Source organism: Desulfofundulus australicus DSM 11792 (assembly GCF_900129285.1).
In the GTDB taxonomy this organism is placed as follows: domain Bacteria; phylum Bacillota; class Desulfotomaculia; order Desulfotomaculales; family Desulfovirgulaceae; genus Desulfofundulus; species Desulfofundulus australicus.
Genome location: NZ_FQUW01000004.1, coordinates 39040 through 62115 on the forward strand (window position 1 = coordinate 39040; position 23076 = coordinate 62115).

The following is a 23076-nucleotide window of genomic DNA, read 5'->3' on the forward strand; positions in this document are numbered from 1 at the left end:
GAAAAAATACCCAACCTCCCTCTCCCGGATCACCTCCCCCTTCCCGTGACAGGCGCCTCCTCCACCTTTTTCTACTTTTTCTGGCCGGTGGCCGGCAACCTGTCAGAATAAGACAATGGGCTTATGTCCATAAGCCCAAAACCAGCGACGTTATGGCAAACAGCACAGCCATTATTGTTGTCAGCTTACTCAAAAATTCATCCAGGCCTTTCTTTTTACCAAACAAAACCTCCGCTCCCCCGGCAATGGCACCGGAGAGCCCGGCACTTCTTCCCGATTGCAGGAGTACCGTGGCGATAAGACCGAAACACAGGAGTACATGAATGGCTATTAAAACGCCCTTGAGCACCTGCTGGCACCTCCTCTTCCATTCGCTGTTATTATAGCACACATCATTAATAATTGACAATTATACACGGGTGATATTTGCGCAAGAGAAGGCTTTCAGGGCGTTACGACCGGGGTAAATGGCCGTATCTCCCAGCTCTTCCTCTATGCGCAGCAGCTGGTTGTATTTGGCCACCCGGTCGGTACGGGAGGGCGCCCCGGTCTTAATCATGCCGGTACCGGCGGCCACCACCAGGTCGGCAATGAAGGTGTCTTCCGTCTCCCCGGAACGGTGGCTGACCACCGCGGTGAACCCGGCCCGCCGGGCCATTTCAATGGCTTCCAGGGTCTCGGTGAGGGTGCCGATCTGGTTCACCTTGATCAGGATGGAATTGCTGGCCCGCAGCTGGATACCCTTCTTCAGCCGCTCCGTATTGGTCACATAAAGGTCGTCCCCCACCAGCTGTACCCTGCCGCCCAGGCGGGCGGTAAGCTTTACCCAGTTCTCCCAGTCATCCTCGGCCAGGCCGTCCTCAATGGAGAAAATGGGATAGCGCTCCACCAGCGCGGCATAGTAATCGATTAAGCCTTCCGCCGTAAACTCTTTTCCCTCCAGCACATAGCGGCCGTCTTTGAAGAACTCGGTAGCCGCAGCATCAATGGCCAGGGCCACGTCCTCACCGGGCCGGTAACCCGCAGCCTCGATGGCTTCTATAATTACCGCGCAGGCCTCCTCGTTGGAATCCAGGCTGGGAGCAAAACCACCTTCGTCACCCACAGCGGTATTCAAACCCTTTTTCTTGAGCACCTTCTTCAGATTATGGAAAACCTCGGCCCCCATCCGCAGGGCCTCGGCAAAGGTGGGGGCCCCTACGGGCATGATCATGAATTCCTGGATGTCCACGTTATTGTCGGCGTGCTTGCCGCCGTTCAAAATATTCATCATCGGCACGGGCAGCCGCCGGGCATTGACTCCGCCGAGATATTGATAGAGGGGCAGTCCCACCGCCTGGGCCGCCGCTTTAGCCGTGGCCAGGGAAACCCCGAGGATGGCATTGGCGCCCAGCCTGCTCTTATTGGGTGTGCCATCCAGTTCAATAAGGGTTTTATCCAGCATTACCTGCTCCAGAGCATCAAAACCGATTATCTCAGGAGCAATTTTTTCAATTACATTTTGTACCGCCTTTTGCACGCCCTTACCCAGGTAGCGGGACGGATCGCCATCCCTCAGTTCCACTGCTTCATGGGCACCGGTGGAAGCTCCGGAGGGAACGGCCGCCCGGCCCAGGGCGCCGCCTTCCAGCAGCACGTCCACTTCAACGGTGGGATTACCCCGGGAATCGAGAATCTCCCTGGCATAGACATCAACTATGGTGGTACTCATGCTTTTTCCTCCCCACAAGATTTTCCTTAAAATGGCCACGGCACAGTGGATAGATACCTACAACCGCATATTATTATCCATCCCAGCGTTCCAAAATCAGAGAACTGCCGGTCATCTCCGGAGGCACGGGAACTCCCATCAGGTCCAGCATGGTCGGGGCAATATCCGCCAGGATGCCCCCCGGACGGAGTTTTACCCGCCCTGAATCAGCCCCGATAAGGATAAAGGGAGCCCGGCTGGTAGTGTGAGCGGTATGGGGATGCCCGCTGTGGGGGTCCAGCATTTCATCGGCATTGCCGTGGTCGGCGGTAATTATCACCGTCCCCCCTTTTTCCTGAACAGCTTTCACCACCTTCCCCACACACCGGTCCACAGTTTCGATGGCCTTAATTGCCGCGTCCATATCCCCGGTATGGCCCACCATATCAGCGTTGGCGTAGTTCATAATAATGACCTGGTATTTGCCGCTGGCCAGCTGTTCCAGGAAGGCTTCGGTAACCTCCGGAGCGCTCATTTCCGGCTTCTGATCGTAAGTTGCCACTTTAGGTGAGGGGATCAGCAGACGGTCCTCACCGGGGTAAGGGGTTTCCACCCCCCCGTTGAAGAAGAAGGTTACATGGGCGTACTTTTCCGTTTCGGCCAGGCGCAGCTGCCTGAGCCCCAGACGGCTGATAACTTCTCCCAGGGTGTTGGTCGGATGGTGCGGCTCAAAGGCCACCGGGGCATTAATGGTCTTATCGTAAAGGGTCATGCAGGTAAAGTGCACCTGCGGCCGGTTCGCCGGACGCTCAAAGCCGGTAAAATCTTCGTCCACAAAAGCCCGGGTGATCTGCCTGGCCCGGTCGGGGCGGAAATTGTAAAAGATCACCGCATCACCACTTTCCACCAGCGCTACGGGGGCACCTGCCCTGGTAATTACCGTGGGCTGTACAAACTCATCGGTCTCCCCCCGCCGGTACGACTCTTCCAGAGCCTCCATGGCGGAAGAAGCTGTAAGTCCCTTCCCCAGAACCATGGCTTCATAGGCCCTCCGGGTACGGTCCCAGCGGCGGTCCCGGTCCATGGCGTAGTAGCGTCCCATGACCGTGGCAATGATTCCCGTGCCCAGCTCCCGGCATTTTTCTTCCAGCTGCTGGATATATTCCCCGGCATTATCGGGGGGGACGTCCCGGCCGTCCAGGAAACAGTGTATGTAAACTTTTGACAAATTATGCCTCCTGGCCAGTTCCAGCAGGGCAAAAAGATGGCTGATATGACTGTGCACACCGCCGTCGGACAACAGCCCCATCAGGTGCAGCGCCCCGCCGGTGGCCTGCACGTGCTCCACCGCTGCCACAAGGGCCTTATTGGTAAAAAAGCTGCCGTCCCTGATGGCCCTGGTTATACGGGTCAGCTCCTGATAAACAATACGCCCCGCTCCGATGTTGAGGTGCCCTACCTCCGAGTTACCCATCTGGCCATCGGGCAGGCCCACATCCTCACCCGAAGTTCCCAGGGTGGTATGGGGGTAGGTGGCCCAAAAGTGGTCCATATGGGGTGTTCTGGCCCGGGCAATGGCATTTCCCTCTTCTTCAGCTCTCAGGCCCCAGCCATCCAGGATAACCAGGACCATGGGAATATTCTTTATTTCCATGGAAAACCTCCTGATAACAGGTCATCATTCCGCCTCTTACTGCAGTGCCGCCCGGACAATGGCAGCAAAACTTTCCACCTTCAGGCTGGCACCACCTACCAGGGCGCCGTCGATATCGGGCTGCCCCAGAAGTTCGGCGGCGTTATCGGGCTTAACGCTTCCGCCGTACTGGATACGCACCTGCCGGGCCGCTTCCTGACCCCCCATCTCAGCCAGCAGGGAGCGGATAAAAGCATTTACCTGCTGGGCGTCTTCAGGGGAAGCCGTGCGCCCGGTGCCGATGGCCCACACCGGTTCATAGGCCACCACCAGGCCGGCCAGTTCAGCTGCGGAAAGACCGGCCAGCGAGCGGCGGACCTGTTCCCCCACAACCTTTTCCGTATTTCCCGCTTCCCTATCTTTCAGGTGTTCTCCCACACAAACGATGGGGGTCAAACCGTGTTTAAGGGCCAGCTTTACTTTGGCGTTAATCATTTCATCACTCTCACCAAAATATTGCCGGCGTTCCGAGTGGCCCAGGATCACGTAACGGCACCCGATTTCCTTCAGCATGACCGGGGAAACTTCTCCCGTATATGCCCCTTCCTCGGCCTGGTACATATTCTGGGCCCCCAGGGCCATACCCGTTCCCTGCAGCTCCCGGGCCACGGCATAAAGGGCGGTAAACGGGGGACAAACGGCCACTTCCACCCCCTGGATACCGGCCAGGGCTTCCTTGAGTCCCCGCACAAATTCCACCGCTTCGGTGACCGTTTTATACATTTTCCAGTTACCCGCCAGAAGGGGTATCCGCATGGCTACCTCTCCCTCACTTCTTATCCATCAGAACAGCCACTCCGGGCAGGGTCTTTCCTTCCAGAAACTCCAGGGAAGCCCCGCCACCGGTGGAGACGTGGGACATCCTGCCGGCTACACCCGCCTTCTCCACCGCTGCTGCCGTATCTCCACCGCCCACGATGGTGGTGGCTTTGCTTTCGGCCAGCGCCCTGGCCAGCTCGAAGGTACCTGCCGCAAAGGGAGCCATCTCAAAGACCCCCATGGGCCCGTTCCAGATAACGGTACCGGCGTCGCGCACCTCGGCAACGTAATTCTTTACCGTTTCCGGCCCGATATCCAGAGCCATCCAGTCCTCCGGCACAGCATCCACCGGCACCACTTTGGGTTCCGCATCCGGCTGGGCCGCCCTGGCAACCACCAGGTCCACGGGTAAAAGCAATTTTACCCCCGCCTTTTGTGCCCGGTTTATTAAATCCCCGGCCAGAGCTACCTTATCCGTCTCCACCAGGGATTTGCCCAGGGCCAGGCCGCGGGCAGCCAGGAAGGTATTGGCCATACCCCCGCCGATGAGCAGGGTGTTTACCTTGCCCAGGAGGTTTTCAATCACGCCAATTTTATCGGAAACCTTGGCCCCTCCCAGAATGGCCACAAAGGGCCGGCCGGGATTGGACAGGGCCTGGCCGAGCATGTTTATTTCCTTTTCCATCAGAAAGCCGGCGGCAGCGGGTAAAAAGTGGGCCACCCCTTCCGTGGATGCATGGGCCCGGTGGGCAGTGCCAAAGGCATCATTCACATAAACATCGGCCAGCTCGGCCAGCTGGCGGGCAAACTTCTCCTCGTTCTTTTCCTCCCCGGGATGAAAACGCACATTTTCCAGCAGTATCACATCGCCGGGCTGCATCTCCTGCACGGCCCGCCTGGGCTCATCTCCTATGCAATCATCCACCTTAACCACCGGCCTGCCCAGCAATTCGGAAAGGCGCCGGGCCACCGGGTCCAGGCGGTAGCGTTCATCTACCTTCCCCTTGGGCCGCCCCAGATGGGAGACCAGGATCACCCTGGCCTGTTTTTCCAGCAGGTACTGGATGGTTGGCAGTGCCGCCCGGATCCGGGTATCATCGGCAACATTACCTTCCCCGTCCAGGGGGACATTAAAATCCACCCTCACCAGTACCCGCTTACCGGTTACCTCCAGATCCCGGATGGTTTTGAGCACACATATACCTCCCTGATAATGAAATATTACATCATACATACCGGGTCCCATCATTTTGACCGGGTCCCCAGGACCACCGCCCCGGGGCTAACCTGCCCATGACCTGTTCCGGCGGGCACCCCGCCAGGGCCCGCCGGAAACACCTGCCTTTACAGGATATTCTTTGACGTGTTTTTTTAAAATCCTTTCCGGGCCATGTACAAAATCAGGTCCAGGATACGGTTGGAATAGCCCCATTCATTATCGTACCAGGCCACCACTTTAACCATATCCTCGCCAATGACCATGGTGGAAGGACCGTCTATAATAGCCGAGTGGGGATCTCCACAGTAATCCACCGACACCAGGGGCAGGTCGCTGTAGGCCAGGATGCCCCTCAGCTTACCCTCGGAAGCGTCCTTCAGGGCTTCGTTGACCTCCTGAACCGTAACCGGCCGGCTCAACTGGGCCACGAAATCCACCACGCTGACATTGGGAGTGGGCACCCGCATGGCCATACCGTTCAACTTGCCTTTTAATTGCGGGAGCACCAGTTCCACCGCCCGGGCCGCCCCGGTGGTGGTGGGAATAATGCTCATGTTCGCGGCCCGGCCCCGGCGCAGGTCCCGGTGAGGCATGTCCAGGATCTGCTGGTCGTTGGTATAGGCATGGACGGTGGTCATGAGGCCCTTGACTATACCAAATTGTTCGTCCAGCACTTTGGCCACCGGCGCCAGGCAGTTGGTGGTACAGGAAGCGTTGGAAATTACGTGATGCATTGCAGGATCATAAAGTTCCTCGTTAACCCCCATAACTACTGTCAGGACGTTTCCTTTGGCCGGAGCGCTGATGACCACTTTCCGGGCTCCGCTGGATAGATGCACTGCAGCGTCTTCCGCTGTTTTAAACTTGCCGGTGGATTCCACCACCACGTCCACTCCCAGTTCTCCCCAGGGAATGCGGGCGGGATCCGCCTCGGCCAGGACCGCAATCTCGGAACCGTTTACGATTAGAGAACGTTCACCAGCCTGCACATCCGCATCCAGACGGCCGTGAACTGAATCGTATTTTAAAGCGTGGGCAAGAGTACGAGCGTAGTTCTCATTTACCTGGAGCCGCCGGGACTTGTGGTTTACGGCCACCACCTGGATATCGGGATAGCGGAGCGCTGCCCGCAGCACATTTCTCCCTATACGGCCGAAACCATTAATCCCTACCCTTACCGTCATTATTCCCTCTCGCTCCTTTCATTAGTATACATTACTTAATAAAATTTATTTGAATTATGACATTCTTATTCGTCATCCAGTTAAATAGTTCCTCTTTTTTGGGATAAATAAGATAAAAAAATTGGGTACCGGTTGGAACTACCGGTACCCTGATTAATCCCCCGCCCCGGGTTTAATAACGCTTTCTCTGCTGCACCGACGGAATGCCCAGTTCGCTCCGGTACTTGGCCACGGTCCGCCGGGAAATGTGAATGCCTTCTTTTGATAAAATTTCCGCAATCTTCTGGTCATTTAACGGCTCCCTGGGATCTTCAGCCGCCACAATTTCCTGAAGCATTTTCTTAATGCTTTCGGCAGAAGTCCCGTTCCCGCCACCGTTATTTACCCCCGAGGGGAAGAAATACTTCATTTCAAATACCCCCTGCGGGGTCTGGATATATTTGTTGGAGGTAGCCCGGCTTACTGTGGATTCGTGCAGGCCAACCATGTCAGCCACCTGTTTTAAATTAAGGGGTTTTAGATATTTCACCCCGTGGTCCAGAAAATCCCGCTGCAACTGGACCAGGCAGCTGGTCACCTTATAAAGGGTCAGGCGCCGCTGCTCTATGCTGCGGATCAGCCAGGCCGCCGCGTTAAGCTTGCTCTCCACAAAGCGGCGGGTACGGGAATCCTGGTTTTCCTGCTGAAGCACCGCGCGGTAGGTGGGATTAATGGTCAGGCGGGGCACGGATACATCATTGATCAGGATGATATAATCATCCCCCACCTTTTCCACTACTATATCCGGTACCACATAACGCACTTCGTAAGGGGTGGAAAAATTACGACCTGGCTTGGGGTCCAGGGTTTTTAAAATATCGGCCACCCGCTGGATTTCCCGCACATGGACATTGAACTGCTGGGCCAGGCGGTTAAACTTACCCCTGGCCAGGTCCACCAGGTGGTAGCGGATAATCTTTTCCAGCAACCCATCTTTAATACCTAGCTGGTTAAGCTGGATGAGCAGGCACTCCTGGAGAGTCCGGGCCCCTACCCCCGGCGGGTCAAAGGTCTGGATCAATTTCAGCGCTTCTTCCACGGCCTGGGGAGATACGGCCAGCTGCCTGGCAGCCTCCTCCACACTTACCCGCAGGTACCCGTGCTCGTCCAGATTACCAATCAAATATTCACCGATAGCCCTGGTGTCAGGGCTGCACTTGCTCAAGTACAGCTGGAACATCAGATGTTCCATCAGGGTAGGCGCCTGGGAAAGGAAACTTTCATAATTGTGGGCGGGTGGCTCGGGATCCCGTTCCGCCCGCGGAAAACCTAAATCGCTGGAATCCTGAAAATATTCCTCCCAATCCAGGTCGTATTCCCTGTCCGGTTCCCCCTGCTCGTGCTCCCACTCAAATTCACCTTCATCCTCCCCGGCACCGCTTTCCTCCTGCAGTTCCAAAAGAGGGTTCTCCTGCAGTTGCTGCTCTATATACAGGGAAAGCTCCAGGGAGGATAGCTGCAACACGGTTATGGCCTGACGCAGCTCGGGAGTCATGATTAACTTTTGTGTTTGTTCCAGATTGAGCCCGTAACCCAGGCGCATAGGGCCTCACTCCTCCAAAGCTCCGCCATAAATAACGTTAATCATAAACGAAAGAATAGCTAATTCTCTAAAGAATAAATATTGTCTAATTCTATAGCGGCGCTGTTTTCTCCTGCTGCCGGGGATGAGCGTCCCGGCTTTATAACTCACCACGCCGGAGCCTGTTGGCAATTTCATCCAGCCTGCGCAGGCGGTGATTTACCCCCGATTTCCCCAGCCGGGGCTCGAGAACTTCCCCCAGCTCCCTCAGGCTCGCGTCGGGATAGCGCAGGCGGGCCTCAGCTACCTGCCGCAGGGGTGGCGGGAGTTTCTCCAGCCCCATGGTGGCAGCTATGTAACGGATATTTTCCACCTGGCGCAGGGCCGCATCCACTACCTTGTTCAGATTGGCTGTTTCACAGTTTACCAGCCGGTTAACCTGGTTGCGCATATCTTTATATATGCGCACGTTTTCAAAATCTAAAAGAGCCGTATGGGCTCCCATAATATTCAACAGGGATACAATCTGCTCGCTATCCTTTAAATATACCACATGCCAGTTTTTACGAACGCTCACCTTTGCCTCCAGGCCGAATTCCTCCATCAGCCGGCCCAGACCCCGGGCATGTTCGGCACTGCCCGTAATGATCTCCAGGTGGTAAGTTCCCTCGGGACTGTTCACGGAACCGCCCCCCAGGAAAGCCCCCCGCAGGTATGCCCGGCGGCAGCATTCCCGCCGCACCAGCACGCCGGGTACCCCGGCGGTCAGGCGGCCCCGCTCATCCATCATGCCCAGCTGGCATAAAATCCGGGCCATCCCATCCTGTGGAGAGATCCGCACCTGGTAGAGGTTTTTCTTCCGCACCCGGTTTTTCCGCTTGATCAGGACTTTAGTCTGTACACCAAAGAGCTCCTTGAAAAGGGAAAAAATCTTCCGGGCTACCGCCGCACTTCCGGTGCCAACGGTCAGGGTGGCTTCCGCACCCGGCCCCAGGAACAGGCTGCCGTCCATTTTAACCAGGGCAGCCAGCTCGGCCAGCCGGCAGCATTTCTCCTTCCCCACCACCCTTGCCAGCTCCTCTTTGGTAAGGGCAGAAAAGGACATTAAAAATCACCTTACAAATATTATACCACACCCGGCAGGAATTTTAGCGCCCGTTATCAATAGCGCCTACCGCCTGCGGCAACCGGAGCGGGTGGGTAATAATAATATTTCAGCAGTTCCGTGATAAACTTCTGCATATTGTAGCTCCCCATCACACGCACCCTTTTCAGGGTATAGGGATCATCACCGGGGCGGGCCAGCCCCTGGACCGTGGTCACTGCCGCCCGGTAGCCGCTTTCTTTCACCAGCCTGGCCAGTTTCAGGTTGTACCTGCCGTAAGGATAGCTGAAAACTTCCACCGGTCGACCCAGCCCCGCCTCCAGGATGGCCTTGCTTTCCCTGATCTGGCGGCGGGCTTCCTCCAGGGGGAGGCCCGTCAGCCGGGGGTGATCCAGGGTATGGGCACCGATGGTGATGCCGTAAGCGGCCATCTCCCTCAGCTCCCGCCAGCCGGCCATCCTGTTTACCGGCTGAACCCTGGCGTCAAAGACATTGGTCTTACCCACGGTGCCGGCCACCACAAAAATAGTGGCCGTGAACCTGTGCCTTTTTAAAATTGGAAAAGCATAGGTGTAATTGTCCAGGTAGCCATCATCAAAGGTTATCACCACCGGCCGGGACGGGAGGGGTTTCCCCTTCTGGAAGTGATCCACCACGTCTACAAGGGAAACAGTATGAAAACCATGGGCCGCCAGGTATTCCATCTGCCGGGCAAATTTATACGGCGGTACCCGCAGCCCCAGCCCCCCTGACCGGGGATCGGGGTTTACCTTATGATACATTAAAATGGGTATCCCCCGTTGCTGGAATTCCGGTGATGGGAAAGGGGGAGTCACGCTCTGGGCCCGGGCCAGGCAATCGGCAGCATAACGGGTACCGCCCAGAACCAGCAGAAAAAGCAGGGGAAGAGATAAGATGGCAATTAAAATCCTGATTTTCATCCAATCCTCCTGCTCACCAGTTAAACTGCCATCGGGCTTCAGCGGTAAACAAAAGCCCCCGGGGAAATCTTCCAACCGGTACGGCTCGGGGTTTAATAAGATCTTAACACCCCGATCCTGCCCCGGCAACTCTTATTCGACAAAAAAATCCGCTTTCAGCGGAAAAGTGCCGGCCCCGCCTACAGGTACCCTGAACGGAAGTTACTGCCCGTGGAAGATAGCCGGAAAGGTTCCCCTGCCCTGCGCTCCTGCAGGGCCAGCTCCAGGATCAGCCGGGCCAGCTTGCCGGGATGATGGCGAACCACGTTGCTTTCGTGAACCAGATCGCCCTCTACGACCTTTACTCCCATCTGCTGCAATATTTCCGTATCCGCCACCACCGGCACGGCACCCTCCCGGCGGTAACGCACCTTCAACCGCGTCGGTATGCTGCCGCGGTTAACCACCACGTAATCCACAATGGGGCCGGCGTGGGAAAAGATGGCCTTGAGATGGTCGCTGGCAGTGTAACCATCGGTTTCCCCCGGCTGGGTCATCACGTTACAAACGTAAACCCGTACCGCCCTGGTGCGGGCAATGGCTTCGGAAATCCCCCGCACCAGCAGGTTGGGCAGGATGCTGGTATAAAGGCTTCCCGGGCCCAGCACCACCGCGTCCGCCCGGGCAATGGCCTGCAGGGCTTCGGGCAGGGGGTAGCAATCACCCGGTACCAGGAAAACCCGCTTGATGGGTTTCCTGCACCGGGGAATGGATGATTCCCCGTAAACCAGCGTACCGTCGGACAGTTCCGCCCCCAGGACCACGTTCTGCAGGGTAACGGGCAGGACCTGCCCCCTGACGGCCAGGACCTTGCTCAGGGCCTGCACGGCTTCCTGAAACCCACCGGCCATATGATTCAACGCGGCCAGGAGGAGGTTGCCCAGATTGTGGCCGGCCAGGTCGCCACTTTTAAAGCGGTACTGCAGCAGGTCTTCCATCAGCGATTCTTTATCGGCCAGGGCCACCAGGCAGTTACGGATGTCCCCGGGAGGAAGCATACCCAGCTCTCCCCGCAGCCGCCCCGAGCTTCCTCCGTCATCGGCCACGGTGACAATGGCGGTAATATTGCTGGTATATTCTTTCAGACCCCTCAGCAGTACGGACAAACCCGTACCGCCGCCTATGACCACAATGCGGGGACCCCGGCGCAGGTTCTGGCGGGTATGGATTATCTCCGCCAGGCGCGTGCATTCTTCGGGTGTCAGGACATCCACCACCGACTTGAAGGCCCGGTAACTGCCGTAGTAAAGAGCTGCCAGCCCCAGCAGGAGGAGAAGGGATCCCGCCACCCAGAGATGTTCCGGGGCGAAAAGTTCCTCCACCCGGATTAACAGTACCGCCCGGCGTTCCACCGGAACAGACTGGACCAGAAGGCCGGTGCCGGACACAGCCAGCAGCAGGCCGGCAAAGGCCAGAACCAGCCAGCGCTTAACATGCATTCCCGGGCAAAGCCACTTGAACAAACTTATCATTGCAACTCCCTGCCTTAACGGGGAAGATCCCGGTGCCGCACGGCAACCCGGTAACCCTGCTCCGCCAGGTGAGCCCCCAGGCTGTTGGCCAGGGTTACGCTGCGGTGCTGGCCACCGGTGCAGCCAATGGCAATGGTGAGGGTAGTTTTCCCCTCCCGGATATAATGGGGAAGGAGAAAATCAATGAATTGATAGAACCGGTTCAGGAAATCCTGGCTTACCGGGGCGCACAGGATATAATCCCTTACCGCCGGGTCGTTTCCGGTCAGCGGGCGCAGGGCCGGGTCGTAATGGGGGTTGGGTAAAAACCTTACGTCAAAAACCAGGTCGCTGTCCAGGGGTATGCCGTATTTATAGCCGAAGGAAATAATTGTAATGCGCAGGGGCGCCCCGGTGTTGTCTCCAAACAGACTGACCAGTTCCTCTTTTAGCTCCTGGGGAGTCATATCCGAGGTGTCAATTATCTTGTGAGCCCGCCCCCGTAATTCCCGCAGCCGCTCCCTTTCCTGGCGTATACTCTGCAGCACTTCCCCGTCCACGCTCAGGGGATGGCTGCGGCGGGATTCCTTATACCGGCGAACCAGGGTGGCGTCAGAGGTTTCCAGGAACAGGATCTCGTAGCGCAGGCCCTCCTGTTCCAGATCATTTAGAACTTCAAAAAGGGCGTCAAAAAATTCTCCACCCCGGATATCCACTACTACAGCTATTTTATTAATTCCCCGGGAAGACTGTGAACAAAGTTCCAGAAATTTGGGGATAAGCCGGGGAGGCAGATTGTCCACACAAAAAAAACCTAAATCCTCCAGAATCCTTAAGGCCTGGGTTTTTCCGGCCCCGGAAAGGCCGGTCACAATTACCAGCCGCATAATAATCACCACTCATTGCCCGGCGTTACCCCTTACTCCTCCGCCAGGCGGGCCTTGAGGGTATCGATCACCCTGACCGGGCCGGGATCCACGCCGTAGAGCATGGCCAGGTATACACTGGCGTAATCCCCAATATACACCAGGGAGTACAGGCGGGCCAGGGCACCGCTCCCCCGGGCCATTATTTCGACAACACCGGCCACCGCACCTTCCATAATCTCACGGGTAATGGCAAAACGCTTCTGCACCCGCGGGTGATCGTGGGGATCCCGCAGGATAACCACATAAAGCCGGCGCAGGAGCTCACCGGGAAACTCAAACCCGACCAGCTCGTTATGGTTCAGCTCCGGAAATACATTCCAGTAGGCCGGTGCCTTGGCATTTTCATTGATCTGCCCCTTCCAGCGCTGGGCCACCACTTCCGTGGTCCCGCTGGAACCCCAGATTACGGGAATGCGGTTGTAAAAACCGGCCGCCAGCATCTTGGCCGGGTTGGAGTCCCGGGGAACTTCCGGCTTGAGCTCTTCCCGCATGGACTGCAGAAGGGATACGCACTCATGCACTTCCTGGCCCGGGTCCGGAAGCAGGCCCATCCGGTAAAGCACGGCCAGGGTGGGAAGGAAGAGATAACCCGTGGCCGAACGGGGGGCTATGCCTCCGGGGACGGTAATTACCGGCACACCGTCCTGCCTCGCCATCTCGCCCAGCCTGCCGCCGGTGGTCAGAACTACCAGCGCCGCCCCTTTTTCCCGGGCCCGGGCATAGGCGCTCAGGGTTTCCTCGGTATTGCCGGAATAGCTGACGGCAAAAACCAGGGTATGCGGCCCCACAAATTCAGGCAGCACATAGTCCCGGTTAACCACCACCGGGACGCCCAGACGCCGGGCGGCATACACCCGCAGGAAATCGCCCCCGATGGCCGAACCGCCGAGGCCGGTAACCAGTATATGCTTGAACTGGCCTGCAGGGGGAAGCTGGGCGGCCATACCCAGTTCCCAGGCCCGGGCACACTGCCCGGGCAGTTCCCACAGGGATTTGAGCATTCCCTTCGTGTCGGCGGCATACATGGCCTGAACATCATCCAGAACGGACAAGACAAACCCCTCCTCATGCGGATTTATTAACCCTCAAATCTGCGGCCTGATTTCCAGCACGTCTTCCACGTAAGCCCGCAGCACTTCCGCCACTCCCCAGGCCTGGGCTATACACCCCCGGGGAATAACGGGCTCATTACCGTCAAAGATTTCTGAAATATAACCCACCCCGTGGTCCCGCAGCTGATCCCGGAAGGGGGCAAGAAAACGCGCCGCCTGCAGCCTGCTGGCCGGGGAATAGTGATGAACCCGCCGCCAGGCGGTAACAAAGGGTCCGATCAGCCAGCTCCAGACCGTACCCTGGTGATAGGCCCCATCCCGCTGCCACCGGTCACCCCCATAAACTCCCCGGTACCTGGGGTCGCCGGGGGATAAAGTGCGCAGGCCGTAGGTGGCGTACAGTTCCTGCCAGACACGGGTCATCGCCCTGCGTCCCCTTTCCGCATCAACCGCGGTAAAGGGGAGGCTTAAAGCAATAACCTGGTTGGGACGGAGGGAGGCATCCTTTCCGTCCTCACCGATCACATCATAGAAATAACCGCCGTCTTCGTACCAGAATTCCCGCACAAAATTTCGCTCATGCTTTTCCACCAGTTCCTGATAAGGAAAAGTATCCCCGTAGAGGGCGGCCAGCTTCCGCAAAATGCACAGGGCATTGTACCAGAGGGCGTTAATTTCCACGGCCTTCCCGTGGCGGGGGGTAACCACCCACTGGTCCACCTTGGCATCCATCCAGGTCAGCTGCAGGTCCGGGGAACCCGCCGCCAGCAGCCCGTCCGCATCCACCCCGATGTTGAAGTGCGTCCCCTTGATGTAATGGTGGGCAATATCCCTGAGAACGGGGTAGAGCACCTTCCTGCCAAAGGTATGGTCCCGGGTATACTGAAGATATTTCCAGGCCGCCCAGAAAAACCACAGGGAGGCGTCCACCGTATTGTAAAGCGCTTCCCTGCCGTTATCGGCGAACACATTGGGCAGGAGCCCGTCCTTGCAGTAGCGGGAATAGGTGAGCAGGATATCCCGGGCGTCGTCGTAACGCCGGGTGACCAGCGTCAAACCGGGAAGGGCAATCATGGCGTCCCTTCCCCAGTCGTTAAACCAGTGGTAGCCGGCAATAATGCTCTTCCCGCCTGTGGACTGGCGGTGGACTATAAAGCTGTCCGCAGCCCGGACCAGATGGCGGGCCAGGATACCACGGCACCCGCTCCTCTTCACCAGTTCCTGCAGGCGCTTCATTTCCGCACCCTGGAGGGCCCGCCCGTCCAGGGTAAAAATATCTTCCAGGGTGGCCAGAAAGGTAATGTCCCTGATCTCCCCCGGTTTTAAAGAAATGGTGAAATCACCGGGTATGAAATGATCCTCCCTGGCATCCAGCCCCCGCTTTTGCTCCACCAGGTAAAACATATCGTAAAACCAGTCGTCGCGGCTGTTGAACTGGCCCTCACTGCACACCAGGCGCAGGACGGGGCACTGGGGAATGGATTTTACCGCCACCCCGTAAGGTATTTCTTCCTTGCGGAAATCAATCTGACCCCGCCGGACGGTCCAGTGGAAATTCCGGCAGTTGACCAGGGGGACCAGCCTCAGGATAGCCGGCTCGGCTCCATTGATCAGCCGGTACAGGATAACGGTGCTGTTCTCTCCATAAATCATAAAGACCTGTTTCTGGAGGGTTATGTCACCAAAAGAATAAATAAAGGTGGGAAACGGGTTGAACAACACCTGCTGCAGGTGGATAAATCCAAATTCCGTTACCCCTCCCCCGGTATGGTTTGTAGCCAGGTTGTATATCCGCCGGGGGGTTTCCAGCCGCTCATCCAGCTTGGCCAGAAAAAGGTAACGCCTTACCGGAGGGGTAAGGGAAGCCACGAGGAGGCCGTGATACTTGCGCGTGTTAACCCCGATCAGGGTGGAGGAAGCATAACCACCGAGACCGTTGGTCACCAGCCATTCTTTCTCAATGCCCCGCTCGAAGCTGCGCCATTCTCCTTTGCCGAAGCGCAACGCTCCCCTCTCCTTCCCGCAGCCAGTACTTCCTTCCGGAAGATAAATATTCCGGCAATACGATAATAGAATAATCCCCCGGTAGCACCCTTTATACCATCCCGGACCGGAAAATCCCCCCACTTTTCTGCAGGGCCAGGGCTACCGCCCCCATTAAACCCGAACGCGGACCCAGTTCCGCCGGTACCAGCCGCACCCGCCTGCGGGCGGCAGCCAGCGCCCGGCGGGAGATCTCTTCCTCCATGGTCTCCCATATGAGAGGGCCCACCTGCATGGCCCCACCCCCCAGCACCACCAGGGCCGGGTTTAAAAGGTTAATCACGTTGGCCACGCCGGTACCCAGGGCCCGGCCGGCATTAATAATGATCTGCCGGGCCTCATCATCTCCCCCCGCAGCAGCCCGGGCCACTTCCCGCGCGGTAACGGCGCATACATCTCCTCCCGCTGCCTCCAGGATGGCCCTGCCCCTGCCCGATTCTATCAGCAGACGGGCCTCCCGGGCCATGGCCGTCCCGGAGGCCATGGCCTCCAGGCAGCCAGAATTGCCGCAATTACACCGGGGGCCGCCGGGGTCTATGGTCATATGACCGATCTCACCGGCCCCGAACCCGGCACCGTGATAGAGGCGCCCATCCAGGATCAGGCCGCCCCCGATACCGGTGCTGACGGTGATATAAACCATATCCTTCTCGCCGCGGCCGGCCCCGTAAACGTATTCCCCCAGGGCGGCCAGGTTGGCGTCATTGTCCACCGCCACGGGAATACCGAGCCTTTTTTCCAGCAGGTCTTTCAGGGGAACATCGTGCCAGTCCAGGTTCGGGGCATGGTGAACCAGCCCGCTGGCTGCGTCCAGGGGCCCCGGGCAGCCTATCCCCAGCGCCGCCGGCCGCCCCCCTTTCCCCGCCCGTTCCAGCACCTGATCCACCGTCCCCACGATGCGCCCGATTACCGCGTCAACCCCTTCCCAGGGCCGGGTGGGAACCAGCACTTCAGCCAGCACCCGGCCATCCGCGCCGGCCAGGGCGGTATAGATCTTAGTGCCGCCCAGGTCAACGGCAACCACCGCTTTATCCATGCGCACCATCCTCCCCCGCCCCGCCCAGAATAAATTTTTCCACCACCCGGGCCACGCCGCCGTTATCATGGGAAGCGGTAACAAAATCCGCCCGGGCCCGTATCTGGGGCGGAGCATTGGCCACCGCCACTCCCAGACCGGCCCATTCAATCATTTCCAGGTCGTTGTAGCTGTCCCCCACGGCAATAACCTCCGCGGGCTCAAAACCATAATAGGCGGCCACCACCGCCAGGGCATGCCCCTTGGTGGCCTGCGGGTGGGAAAACTCCAGGAAATAAGGTTTGGACTTGGTTATATGCAGGTCGGAACCATAAAGGGGTTTTAACTCTGCAGCCAGCTCGTCCAATTTTTCTTCCCCGGCAATCACCAGCACTTTGGTAGGATCCTTCCCGGCTTCCTTCATAAAAGGAATGAGCGGCCCCACCGCCCGGGCCTGAACCCGGGAAATGGACTGGTATAGCCTGCTTTCTTCCGTATGCCGCTCCACATAAAGGCAATCATCCAGGTAGATGTTGATGTGGTAACCGCGGGCCTGAACCCGGGCCACAATATCCAGGGCCCAGGGAAGGGGTACGGGCCGGTGCAGCAGCACTTCCCCGCTGACAGCATGCTTGATCAGGGCTCCCTCGTAGGTGATCAGGGGAGCGTCAATCTCCAGCTGCCGGGCATAGGGCAGGGCAGAACAATACATGCGTCCCGTGGCCAGGGTTACAACCACCCCCGCCCGCCTGGCCAGGGCCAGGGCCCGCAGGTTATCTTCGCCGATACGTAAACTTTTATCCAGCAGGGTATCGTCCAGGTCCATGGCCAGCAACCGGTACAAGGCTCGCAACCTCCAGATGCTAAAATATATTAATTCACTCCAAATTTTAATCATACAACACTTCAATTTCTTTACCTATTATACCATGGTTTTCAGAAAAAGGCAGTACTAGCCATGGAAGAACCGGTACACGGCCCGGGCCGCAGACCGGTTCATCCCCGGCACGGCGGCCAGCTCCTCAACCGTGGCCCGGGCCATGTCCTCCAGGGAAGGAAAAGCCCTGAGAAGAGCCCGGCGGCGTACGGGGCCGATGCCCTCGATCTCATCCAGAAGGGACTTGAGGCTGCGCCGGTTGCGCAGCTGCCGGTGATAGTTAAGGGCAAAACGGTGGGCTTCATCCCGCAGGTGCTGCAGCAGGTGCAGGGCCCGGGAGTCCCGGGGCAGGCGGATGGGCTCGGTGCGGCCCTCGGCAAAAAGCAACTCTTCCTCCTTGGCCAGTCCGAAGGCCGGTATGCAGCCAAAACCCAGCTCCTTCATAACCTCCCGGGCTGCCGACAGCTGGCCCCTGCCCCCATCCACAATGAGCAGGTCGGGCAGGCGGTGGAACCCGGCCTGCCTGGTGGACAGCTGCCCGGTCCGGATCAATTCCTGCTCTTCCCTGGCGCGGTTAAAGCGGCGCGCAAGCACCTCCTTCAAGGAAGCGTAGTCGTTGGGCCCCGTTACGGTGCGTATTTTAAACCGGCGGTACTGGTCGGTAGCCGGTCTTCCTTCTTCAAAGACCACCATGGAAGCCACGCTCTCCTCACCCTGGGTGTTGGAGATGTCGTAACATTCAATGCGGCGGGGCACTTTTTCCAGGCCCAGTTCCCGGGCCAGCTCGGCACAGGCATCCTCCCCCTGCCCCCGGGACTCCCGTTCCTGCTCAACTTCCTGCAGGGCCAGATGGGCATTTTTGGCCACCAGCTCCACCAGCTGCTTCTTTTCCCCCCGGCGGGGCACCACCAGGCGCACCCGGGAACCCCGGAGAGAGGAAAGCCACTCTTCAATGGCCGGCCGCTCCTGCGGTTCGATGCCGGCCAGGAGCACTTCCCCGGGAATAAAGTCGGCCCGGCTGTAATACTGCTTGACGAAGGCCGTCAGCACTTCTTCCGGGGCATTACCCGCACCGGGCACCAGGAATTGATCCCGCCCGATGAGCTTGCCGCCCCGCACGAAGAAGATCATCACCAGGGAGAGATCTTCCGTTTGGGCCAGGGCCACCACATCCCGGTCCTCCCTGCCGGTTGAAAGTACCTTCTGGTTCTCCAGAACCTGGCGCACGGCCATCAGCTGGTCCCGGAAGCGGGCGGCCCGCTCGAATTCCAGTTTTTCCGCCGCTTCGTTCATCCGCCTGGTGAGTTCCTTTACAAGGTCGTCCTGACGTCCTTCCAGAAACAGGCATACCCGGTTGATTATCGACCGGTATTCCTCCCTGCCCACCTGTCCCGAACAGGGAGCCAGGCAGCGCCCAATGTAATAATTGAGGCAGGGACGGCGCCCGGCCGGCAGTTTGCCTGCAGCCAGCTTCTGCTTGCAGGTGCGGAAAGGGAAGATGCGGCGCAGGAGATCCAGGGTCTCGTGTACCGCTCCCGCAGAAGTATAGGGGCCGAAATAACGGGAGCCGTCCCTGACCACCCGGCGGGTAACGTGCACCCGGGGGAAGTCCTCCCCCAGGGTTACCTTCAGGTAGGGGTAACTCTTGTCGTCTTTCAGGTAGATATTGTAACGGGGGCGATGCTCCTTGATCAGATTCGACTCCAGGATCAGGGCTTCCACTTCGTTATCCGTCACAATGTACTCGAAATCCACCGCCCGGTTCATCATCGCCCGCACCTTGGGGCTGAGCCGGGAAGCAGGCTGGTAATAGGAACGGACACGGTTTTTTAAAGAGACGGCCTTACCCACATAAATAATTTCCCCGGCTGCATCGCGGAACAGATACACGCCGGGTTTATCCGGAAGATGCTGCAGCTTATCCATCCTCTCAACCTCCTGCTGCGCGCACATCCTCTACCGGAAGGCCATGGAGATTTCCCCCGGGCGCTTGAGCCAGAATCCGGGCCAGGAACTGGCCGGTGTAGGATTCTTTTACCCGGGCCACTTCTTCCGGCGTGCCGCAGGCCACCACCCGGCCGCCACCGTCCCCACCCTCGGGACCCAGGTCGATAATGTAGTCGGCGGTTTTAATAACATCCAGGTTGTGCTCGATGACCACCACCGTATCCCCGGCCTCCACCAGCCGGTGCAGGACCTGAAGCAGGCGGTGTACATCGGCCATGTGCAGGCCGGTGGTGGGCTCGTCCAGGATGTAGAGGGTGCGGCCGTTGGAGCGCCGGGAAAGCTCGGTGGCCAGCTTCACCCGCTGGGCCTCCCCCCCGGAAAGTTCCGGTGCCGGCTGCCCCAGGCGGATGTAACCCAGGCCCACATCCTGCAGGGTCTTGAGTCGCCGGTAAATTTTGGGAATGTGACGGAAAAATTCTGCCGCCTGATCCACCGTCATGTCCAGCACATCGGCTATATTCTTACCCTTATATTTTACTTCCAGCGTCTCCCGGTTGTAACGCCGGCCCTTGCACACCTCGCAGGGAACATAGACGTCGGGCAGGAAGTGCATTTCTATTTTGATGATTCCGTCCCCGGCACAGGCCTCACAGCGCCCTCCTTTGACGTTGAAACTGAACCGCCCCGGTTTATAACCCCGCATCCGGGCCTCGGGGAGGCTGGCAAAAAGATCCCGGATATCGTTGAAAACGCCGGTATAGGTGGCCGGGTTGGAGCGGGGGGTGCGGCCGATGGGAGATTGATCGACGTTGATCACCTTGTCCAGGTGTTCAATTCCCCTCACTTCCCGGCAGGTACCCGGCTGAACGCGGCTGCCGTGAAGTTCCCGGGCCAGGTACTTGTAAAGAATTTCGTTGACCAGGGTACTTTTGCCCGAACCGGAAACCCCGGTAACGCAGATGAATACCCCCAGGGGGAAAGTCACGTCGATTTGCTTGAGATTGTGTTCCGCGGCCCCGAGCACCTGGAGCACCTTGCCGCCGGGCTTCCGGCGCACAGCGGGAACGGGAATGAAGCGGCGGCCGCTCAGGTACTGCCCGGTAATTGATTCCGGGCTGTTGAGAATGTCCTGCAGGGTGCCCTGGGCCACCACCCTGCCCCCGTATTCCCCGGCTCCCGGGCCGATGTCGATGATGTGATCCGCCGTGCGGATGGTATCCTCGTCGTGCTCCACCACAATTACCGTGTTGCCCAGGTCCCTCAAATGCAGCAGGGTATCCAGGAGACGCCGGTTATCCCGCTGGTGCAGGCCTATGCTGGGCTCGTCAAGAATATAAAGAACACCGGTCAGGCCGCTGCCGATCTGGGTGGCCAGGCGGATGCGCTGGGCCTCCCCGCCGGACAGGGTACCCGCTGCCCGGTCCAGGGTCAGGTAGTCCAGGCCCACGTTAATTAAAAAACCGAGCCGGGCGTTGATCTCTTTCAGCACCTGCCGGGCAATGAGGCGCTCCCTTTCCGTCAGCTCCAGGCGCCGGAAAAATTCCCGCGCTTCCTTGATCGATAAGCGGGTGACATCGACAATGGAAAGCCCCCCCAGCTTCACCGCCAGGGCCTCGGGCCGCAGGCGGGCTCCACCGCAGGCCGGGCAGGGGCGATCGCTCATGTACCGTTCAATTTCCTCCCGGATGTAAGGGGAAGTGGTCTCCCGGTAGCGGCGGGAAATATTGTTGATTACCCCCTCGAAGGTAGCCAGGTACTGCTGCCGCCGCCCGGAGGCATCCCGGAAGTTGACCAGGATTTTATCCGTACCGGTGCCGTAGAGGATTTTGTTCAGCTGCTCTTCGGTCAACTCGGCCACCGGGGTGGAAAGAGAAAAGCCGTACTTTTCGGCCAGGGCTTCCAGGCAGGCATAAGCATTGGTACCCCGGAACCAGCCTACAATGGCCCCTTCGGCAATGGACTTGCGCCTGTCGGGAATAACCAGGTCGGGATCGATCTCCCTTCTTACCCCCAGGCCGGTGCAGGTCGGGCAGGCCCCGTAAGGATTGTTAAAGGAGAAAAGCCGGGGAGCTATCTCCGGCAGGCTGATGCCGCACACCGGGCAGGCAAAGTTCTCGTTAAACAGCATTTCGGGGCCGTCCACCACGGCCGCCAGGGCCACGCCGCCGGCCATGCCCAGGGCCGTCTCCAGGGAGTCGGCCAGGCGCCGGGCAACACCGGGGCGGACGATCACCCGGTCCACCACCACCTCTATGGTGTGCTTCTTATTTTTATCCAGCTGGACACCCTCGGCCAGGTCCCTGACCTCGCCGTCCACCCGCACCCGGGGAAAGCCGTTCCTGCGTATTTCCTCCAGCACCTTCTGGTGCTCCCCCTTCTTGCCCCGGACCACCGGAGCCAGGATCTGCAGGCGGGTGCCCTCCGGCAGGGCCATGAGCTGGTCCACCATCTGCTCCACCGCCTGCCGGGATATGGGCCTGCCGCAGGACGGGCAGTGGGCCCGGCCTACCCGGGCAAAAAGGAGGCGCAGGTAATCGTAAATTTCGGTCACCGTTCCCACGGTGGAACGGGGGTTGTGGCTGGTAGTCTTCTGATCGATGGAAATGGCCGGGGAAAGACCCTCGATATAGTCCACGTCCGGCTTGTCCATCTGCCCCAGGAACTGCCGGGCATAGGCCGACAGTGATTCCACATAACGGCGCTGGCCCTCGGCGTATATGGTGTCGAAGGCCAGGGAAGACTTCCCGGAGCCGGAAAGGCCGGTCAGCACCACCAGCTTTCCCCGGGGAATTTCCACATCAATATTTTTAAGGTTGTGCACCCGCGCACCTTTAACGACAATTTTTTCCAGCATAATTCTTCCTCCGTATAATGCCCTTTGCCGGACTATAGCGCCACGGAAAAGAACAAAGGGACTCCTTTGACTGTCCCGGGGATATATTATACAATTGACGGTAGCAAAACAAAAGCCGCTAAAGACATATTTGAGCGCAAAGGAGGCCCGGCTATGAGTATCCCCACTCCCCCGGCAGGGAAGATCATCCTCACCTATGAGGATTATCTTGACCTGCCCGACGACGGTAACCGTTATGAAATCCTGGAAGGGGTGCTGCACGTGACGCCCTCCCCCACCACCCGCCACCAGCGGGTTTCCCGCAACCTGCAGCGGATTATTGATGCCCACGTTCTGGAACACGACCTGGGAGAGGTTTTTTATGCTCCCCTGGACGTAATCCTTTCCAATATTAGCATTACCCAGCCGGACCTTATTTTTGTCTCCCACGCCAGGGCGGAAATTATAACCGAGAAAAACATTGCCGGTGCACCCGACCTGGTGGTGGAAATTCTCTCTCCCCATACTTCCCGCAGGGACAAGATCACCAAAGCCCACGTGTACGCCCTTTACGGGGTGTGCTATTACTGGCTGGTCGACCCCGACACCACCACGGTGGAAGAGTACCGCCTGGAGGAAGGGGCCTACACCCTGGTCAGCCGGGCCACCGGTAACGAACCCTTTAAACCGGAAATTTTTCCGGGACTGGCCGTAGACCTTTCGAAAGTGTGGGCCTGA

18 protein-coding genes are annotated in these 23076 nt (G+C 58.5%); 1 reads left to right on the forward strand and 17 read right to left on the reverse strand.

From position 1 onward, the window contains the following. Positions 1-121 precede the first annotated feature (121 nt). The 17 genes from secG to uvrA all read right to left on the reverse strand — a co-directional run bounded on the left by secG (position 122) and on the right by uvrA (position 22359). The gene (secG, locus tag BUB44_RS00240) at positions 122-349 is read right to left on the reverse strand and encodes a preprotein translocase subunit SecG (protein WP_027356753.1); all 228 of its coding nucleotides are present in this window, start codon (positions 347-349) and stop codon (positions 122-124) included. Between the two features lie 60 nt (positions 350-409). Continuing rightward, positions 410-1711, reverse strand: coding sequence for a phosphopyruvate hydratase (gene eno, locus BUB44_RS00245; RefSeq protein WP_073162309.1), 1302 nt, complete (start codon positions 1709-1711; stop codon positions 410-412). Positions 1712-1784: 73 nt separating this feature from the next. After that, positions 1785-3344, reverse strand: coding sequence for a 2,3-bisphosphoglycerate-independent phosphoglycerate mutase (gene gpmI / locus BUB44_RS00250; RefSeq protein ID WP_073162311.1), 1560 nt, complete (start codon positions 3342-3344; stop codon positions 1785-1787). 36 nt (positions 3345-3380) lie between these two features. Continuing rightward, entirely contained in the window at positions 3381-4139 is a 759-nt protein-coding gene (tpiA, locus tag BUB44_RS00255) for a triose-phosphate isomerase (protein WP_027356750.1), read from the reverse strand. A 13-nt stretch (positions 4140-4152) separates the two neighbouring features. Beyond that, a complete protein-coding gene (locus BUB44_RS00260) occupies positions 4153-5337 on the reverse strand; it encodes a phosphoglycerate kinase (protein WP_242655759.1) in 1185 nt (394 codons plus the stop codon). A gap of 176 nt (positions 5338-5513) precedes the next feature. Continuing rightward, positions 5514-6545: a type I glyceraldehyde-3-phosphate dehydrogenase gene (gene gap, locus BUB44_RS00265; protein ID WP_073162313.1), complete on the reverse strand. Its 1032-nt coding sequence runs from the start codon at positions 6543-6545 to the stop codon at positions 5514-5516. 172 nt (positions 6546-6717) lie between these two features. After that, positions 6718-8127, reverse strand: coding sequence for an RNA polymerase factor sigma-54 (gene rpoN / locus BUB44_RS00270; RefSeq protein ID WP_027356747.1), 1410 nt, complete (start codon positions 8125-8127; stop codon positions 6718-6720). 139 nt (positions 8128-8266) lie between these two features. Further along, a complete protein-coding gene (gene whiA / locus BUB44_RS00275; RefSeq protein ID WP_073162315.1) occupies positions 8267-9211 on the reverse strand; it encodes a DNA-binding protein WhiA in 945 nt (314 codons plus the stop codon). A 56-nt stretch (positions 9212-9267) separates the two neighbouring features. After that, positions 9268-10152, reverse strand: a complete 885-nt coding sequence (locus tag BUB44_RS00280) for a polysaccharide deacetylase family protein (RefSeq protein ID WP_073162317.1) — start codon at positions 10150-10152, stop codon at positions 9268-9270. Positions 10153-10331: 179 nt separating this feature from the next. Then, a complete protein-coding gene (locus BUB44_RS00285; RefSeq protein ID WP_073162319.1) occupies positions 10332-11663 on the reverse strand; it encodes a gluconeogenesis factor YvcK family protein in 1332 nt (443 codons plus the stop codon). A gap of 14 nt (positions 11664-11677) precedes the next feature. Further along, positions 11678-12529, reverse strand: coding sequence for an RNase adapter RapZ (rapZ, locus tag BUB44_RS00290; protein WP_073162482.1), 852 nt, complete (start codon positions 12527-12529; stop codon positions 11678-11680). Between the two features lie 32 nt (positions 12530-12561). After that, a complete protein-coding gene (locus tag BUB44_RS00295; RefSeq protein ID WP_073162321.1) occupies positions 12562-13623 on the reverse strand; it encodes a bifunctional phosphoglucose/phosphomannose isomerase in 1062 nt (353 codons plus the stop codon). A 33-nt stretch (positions 13624-13656) separates the two neighbouring features. Beyond that, on the reverse strand, positions 13657-15627 hold the full coding sequence (locus BUB44_RS00300) for an amylo-alpha-1,6-glucosidase (protein WP_073162323.1): 1971 nt from the start codon (positions 15625-15627) through the stop codon (positions 13657-13659). Positions 15628-15718: 91 nt separating this feature from the next. After that, the gene (locus BUB44_RS00305) at positions 15719-16702 is read right to left on the reverse strand and encodes an ROK family protein (protein ID WP_073162325.1); all 984 of its coding nucleotides are present in this window, start codon (positions 16700-16702) and stop codon (positions 15719-15721) included. Then, positions 16695-17525 carry a Cof-type HAD-IIB family hydrolase gene (locus BUB44_RS00310; RefSeq protein WP_083543006.1) on the reverse strand — a complete coding sequence of 277 codons (831 nt, stop codon included), beginning with the start codon at positions 17523-17525 and terminating at the stop codon, positions 16695-16697. The genes BUB44_RS00305 and BUB44_RS00310 overlap by 8 nt, the downstream gene beginning before the upstream one ends. Before the next feature lie 108 nt (positions 17526-17633). Then, positions 17634-19484: an excinuclease ABC subunit UvrC gene (gene uvrC, locus BUB44_RS00315; protein ID WP_073162329.1), complete on the reverse strand. Its 1851-nt coding sequence runs from the start codon at positions 19482-19484 to the stop codon at positions 17634-17636. Between the two features lie 4 nt (positions 19485-19488). Next, the gene (uvrA, locus tag BUB44_RS00320) at positions 19489-22359 is read right to left on the reverse strand and encodes an excinuclease ABC subunit UvrA (RefSeq protein WP_073162331.1); all 2871 of its coding nucleotides are present in this window, start codon (positions 22357-22359) and stop codon (positions 19489-19491) included. A 153-nt stretch (positions 22360-22512) separates the two neighbouring features. Here uvrA and BUB44_RS00325 point away from each other — a divergent pair, with 153 nt between their 5' ends. Next, positions 22513-23076 (forward strand): Uma2 family endonuclease, encoded by a 564-nt coding sequence (locus tag BUB44_RS00325; protein ID WP_073162332.1) that lies wholly within the window; start codon positions 22513-22515, stop codon positions 23074-23076.

Bases quoted from the DNA above. Each gene is read 5' to 3' on its own strand.
- eno (WP_073162309.1), bottom strand. From the start codon at position 1,711: ATGAGTACCACCATAGTTGATGTCTATGCCAGGGAGATTCTCGATTCC.
- gpmI (WP_073162311.1), bottom strand. From the start codon at position 3,344: ATGGAAATAAAGAATATTCCCATGGTCCTGGTTATCCTGGATGGCTGG.
- tpiA (WP_027356750.1), bottom strand. From the start codon at position 4,139: ATGCGGATACCCCTTCTGGCGGGTAACTGGAAAATGTATAAAACGGTC.
- gap (WP_073162313.1), bottom strand. From the start codon at position 6,545: ATGACGGTAAGGGTAGGGATTAATGGTTTCGGCCGTATAGGGAGAAAT.
- rpoN (WP_027356747.1), bottom strand. From the start codon at position 8,127: ATGCGCCTGGGTTACGGGCTCAATCTGGAACAAACACAAAAGTTAATC.
- whiA (WP_073162315.1), bottom strand. From the start codon at position 9,211: ATGTCCTTTTCTGCCCTTACCAAAGAGGAGCTGGCAAGGGTGGTGGGG.
- BUB44_RS00280 (WP_073162317.1), bottom strand. From the start codon at position 10,152: ATGAAAATCAGGATTTTAATTGCCATCTTATCTCTTCCCCTGCTTTTT.
- BUB44_RS00285 (WP_073162319.1), bottom strand. From the start codon at position 11,663: ATGATAAGTTTGTTCAAGTGGCTTTGCCCGGGAATGCATGTTAAGCGC.
- rapZ (WP_073162482.1), bottom strand. From the start codon at position 12,529: ATGCGGCTGGTAATTGTGACCGGCCTTTCCGGGGCCGGAAAAACCCAG.
- BUB44_RS00305 (WP_073162325.1), bottom strand. From the start codon at position 16,702: ATGGATAAAGCGGTGGTTGCCGTTGACCTGGGCGGCACTAAGATCTAT.
- uvrC (WP_073162329.1), bottom strand. From the start codon at position 19,484: ATGGATAAGCTGCAGCATCTTCCGGATAAACCCGGCGTGTATCTGTTC.
- uvrA (WP_073162331.1), bottom strand. From the start codon at position 22,359: ATGCTGGAAAAAATTGTCGTTAAAGGTGCGCGGGTGCACAACCTTAAA.
- BUB44_RS00325 (WP_073162332.1), top strand. From the start codon at position 22,513: ATGAGTATCCCCACTCCCCCGGCAGGGAAGATCATCCTCACCTATGAG.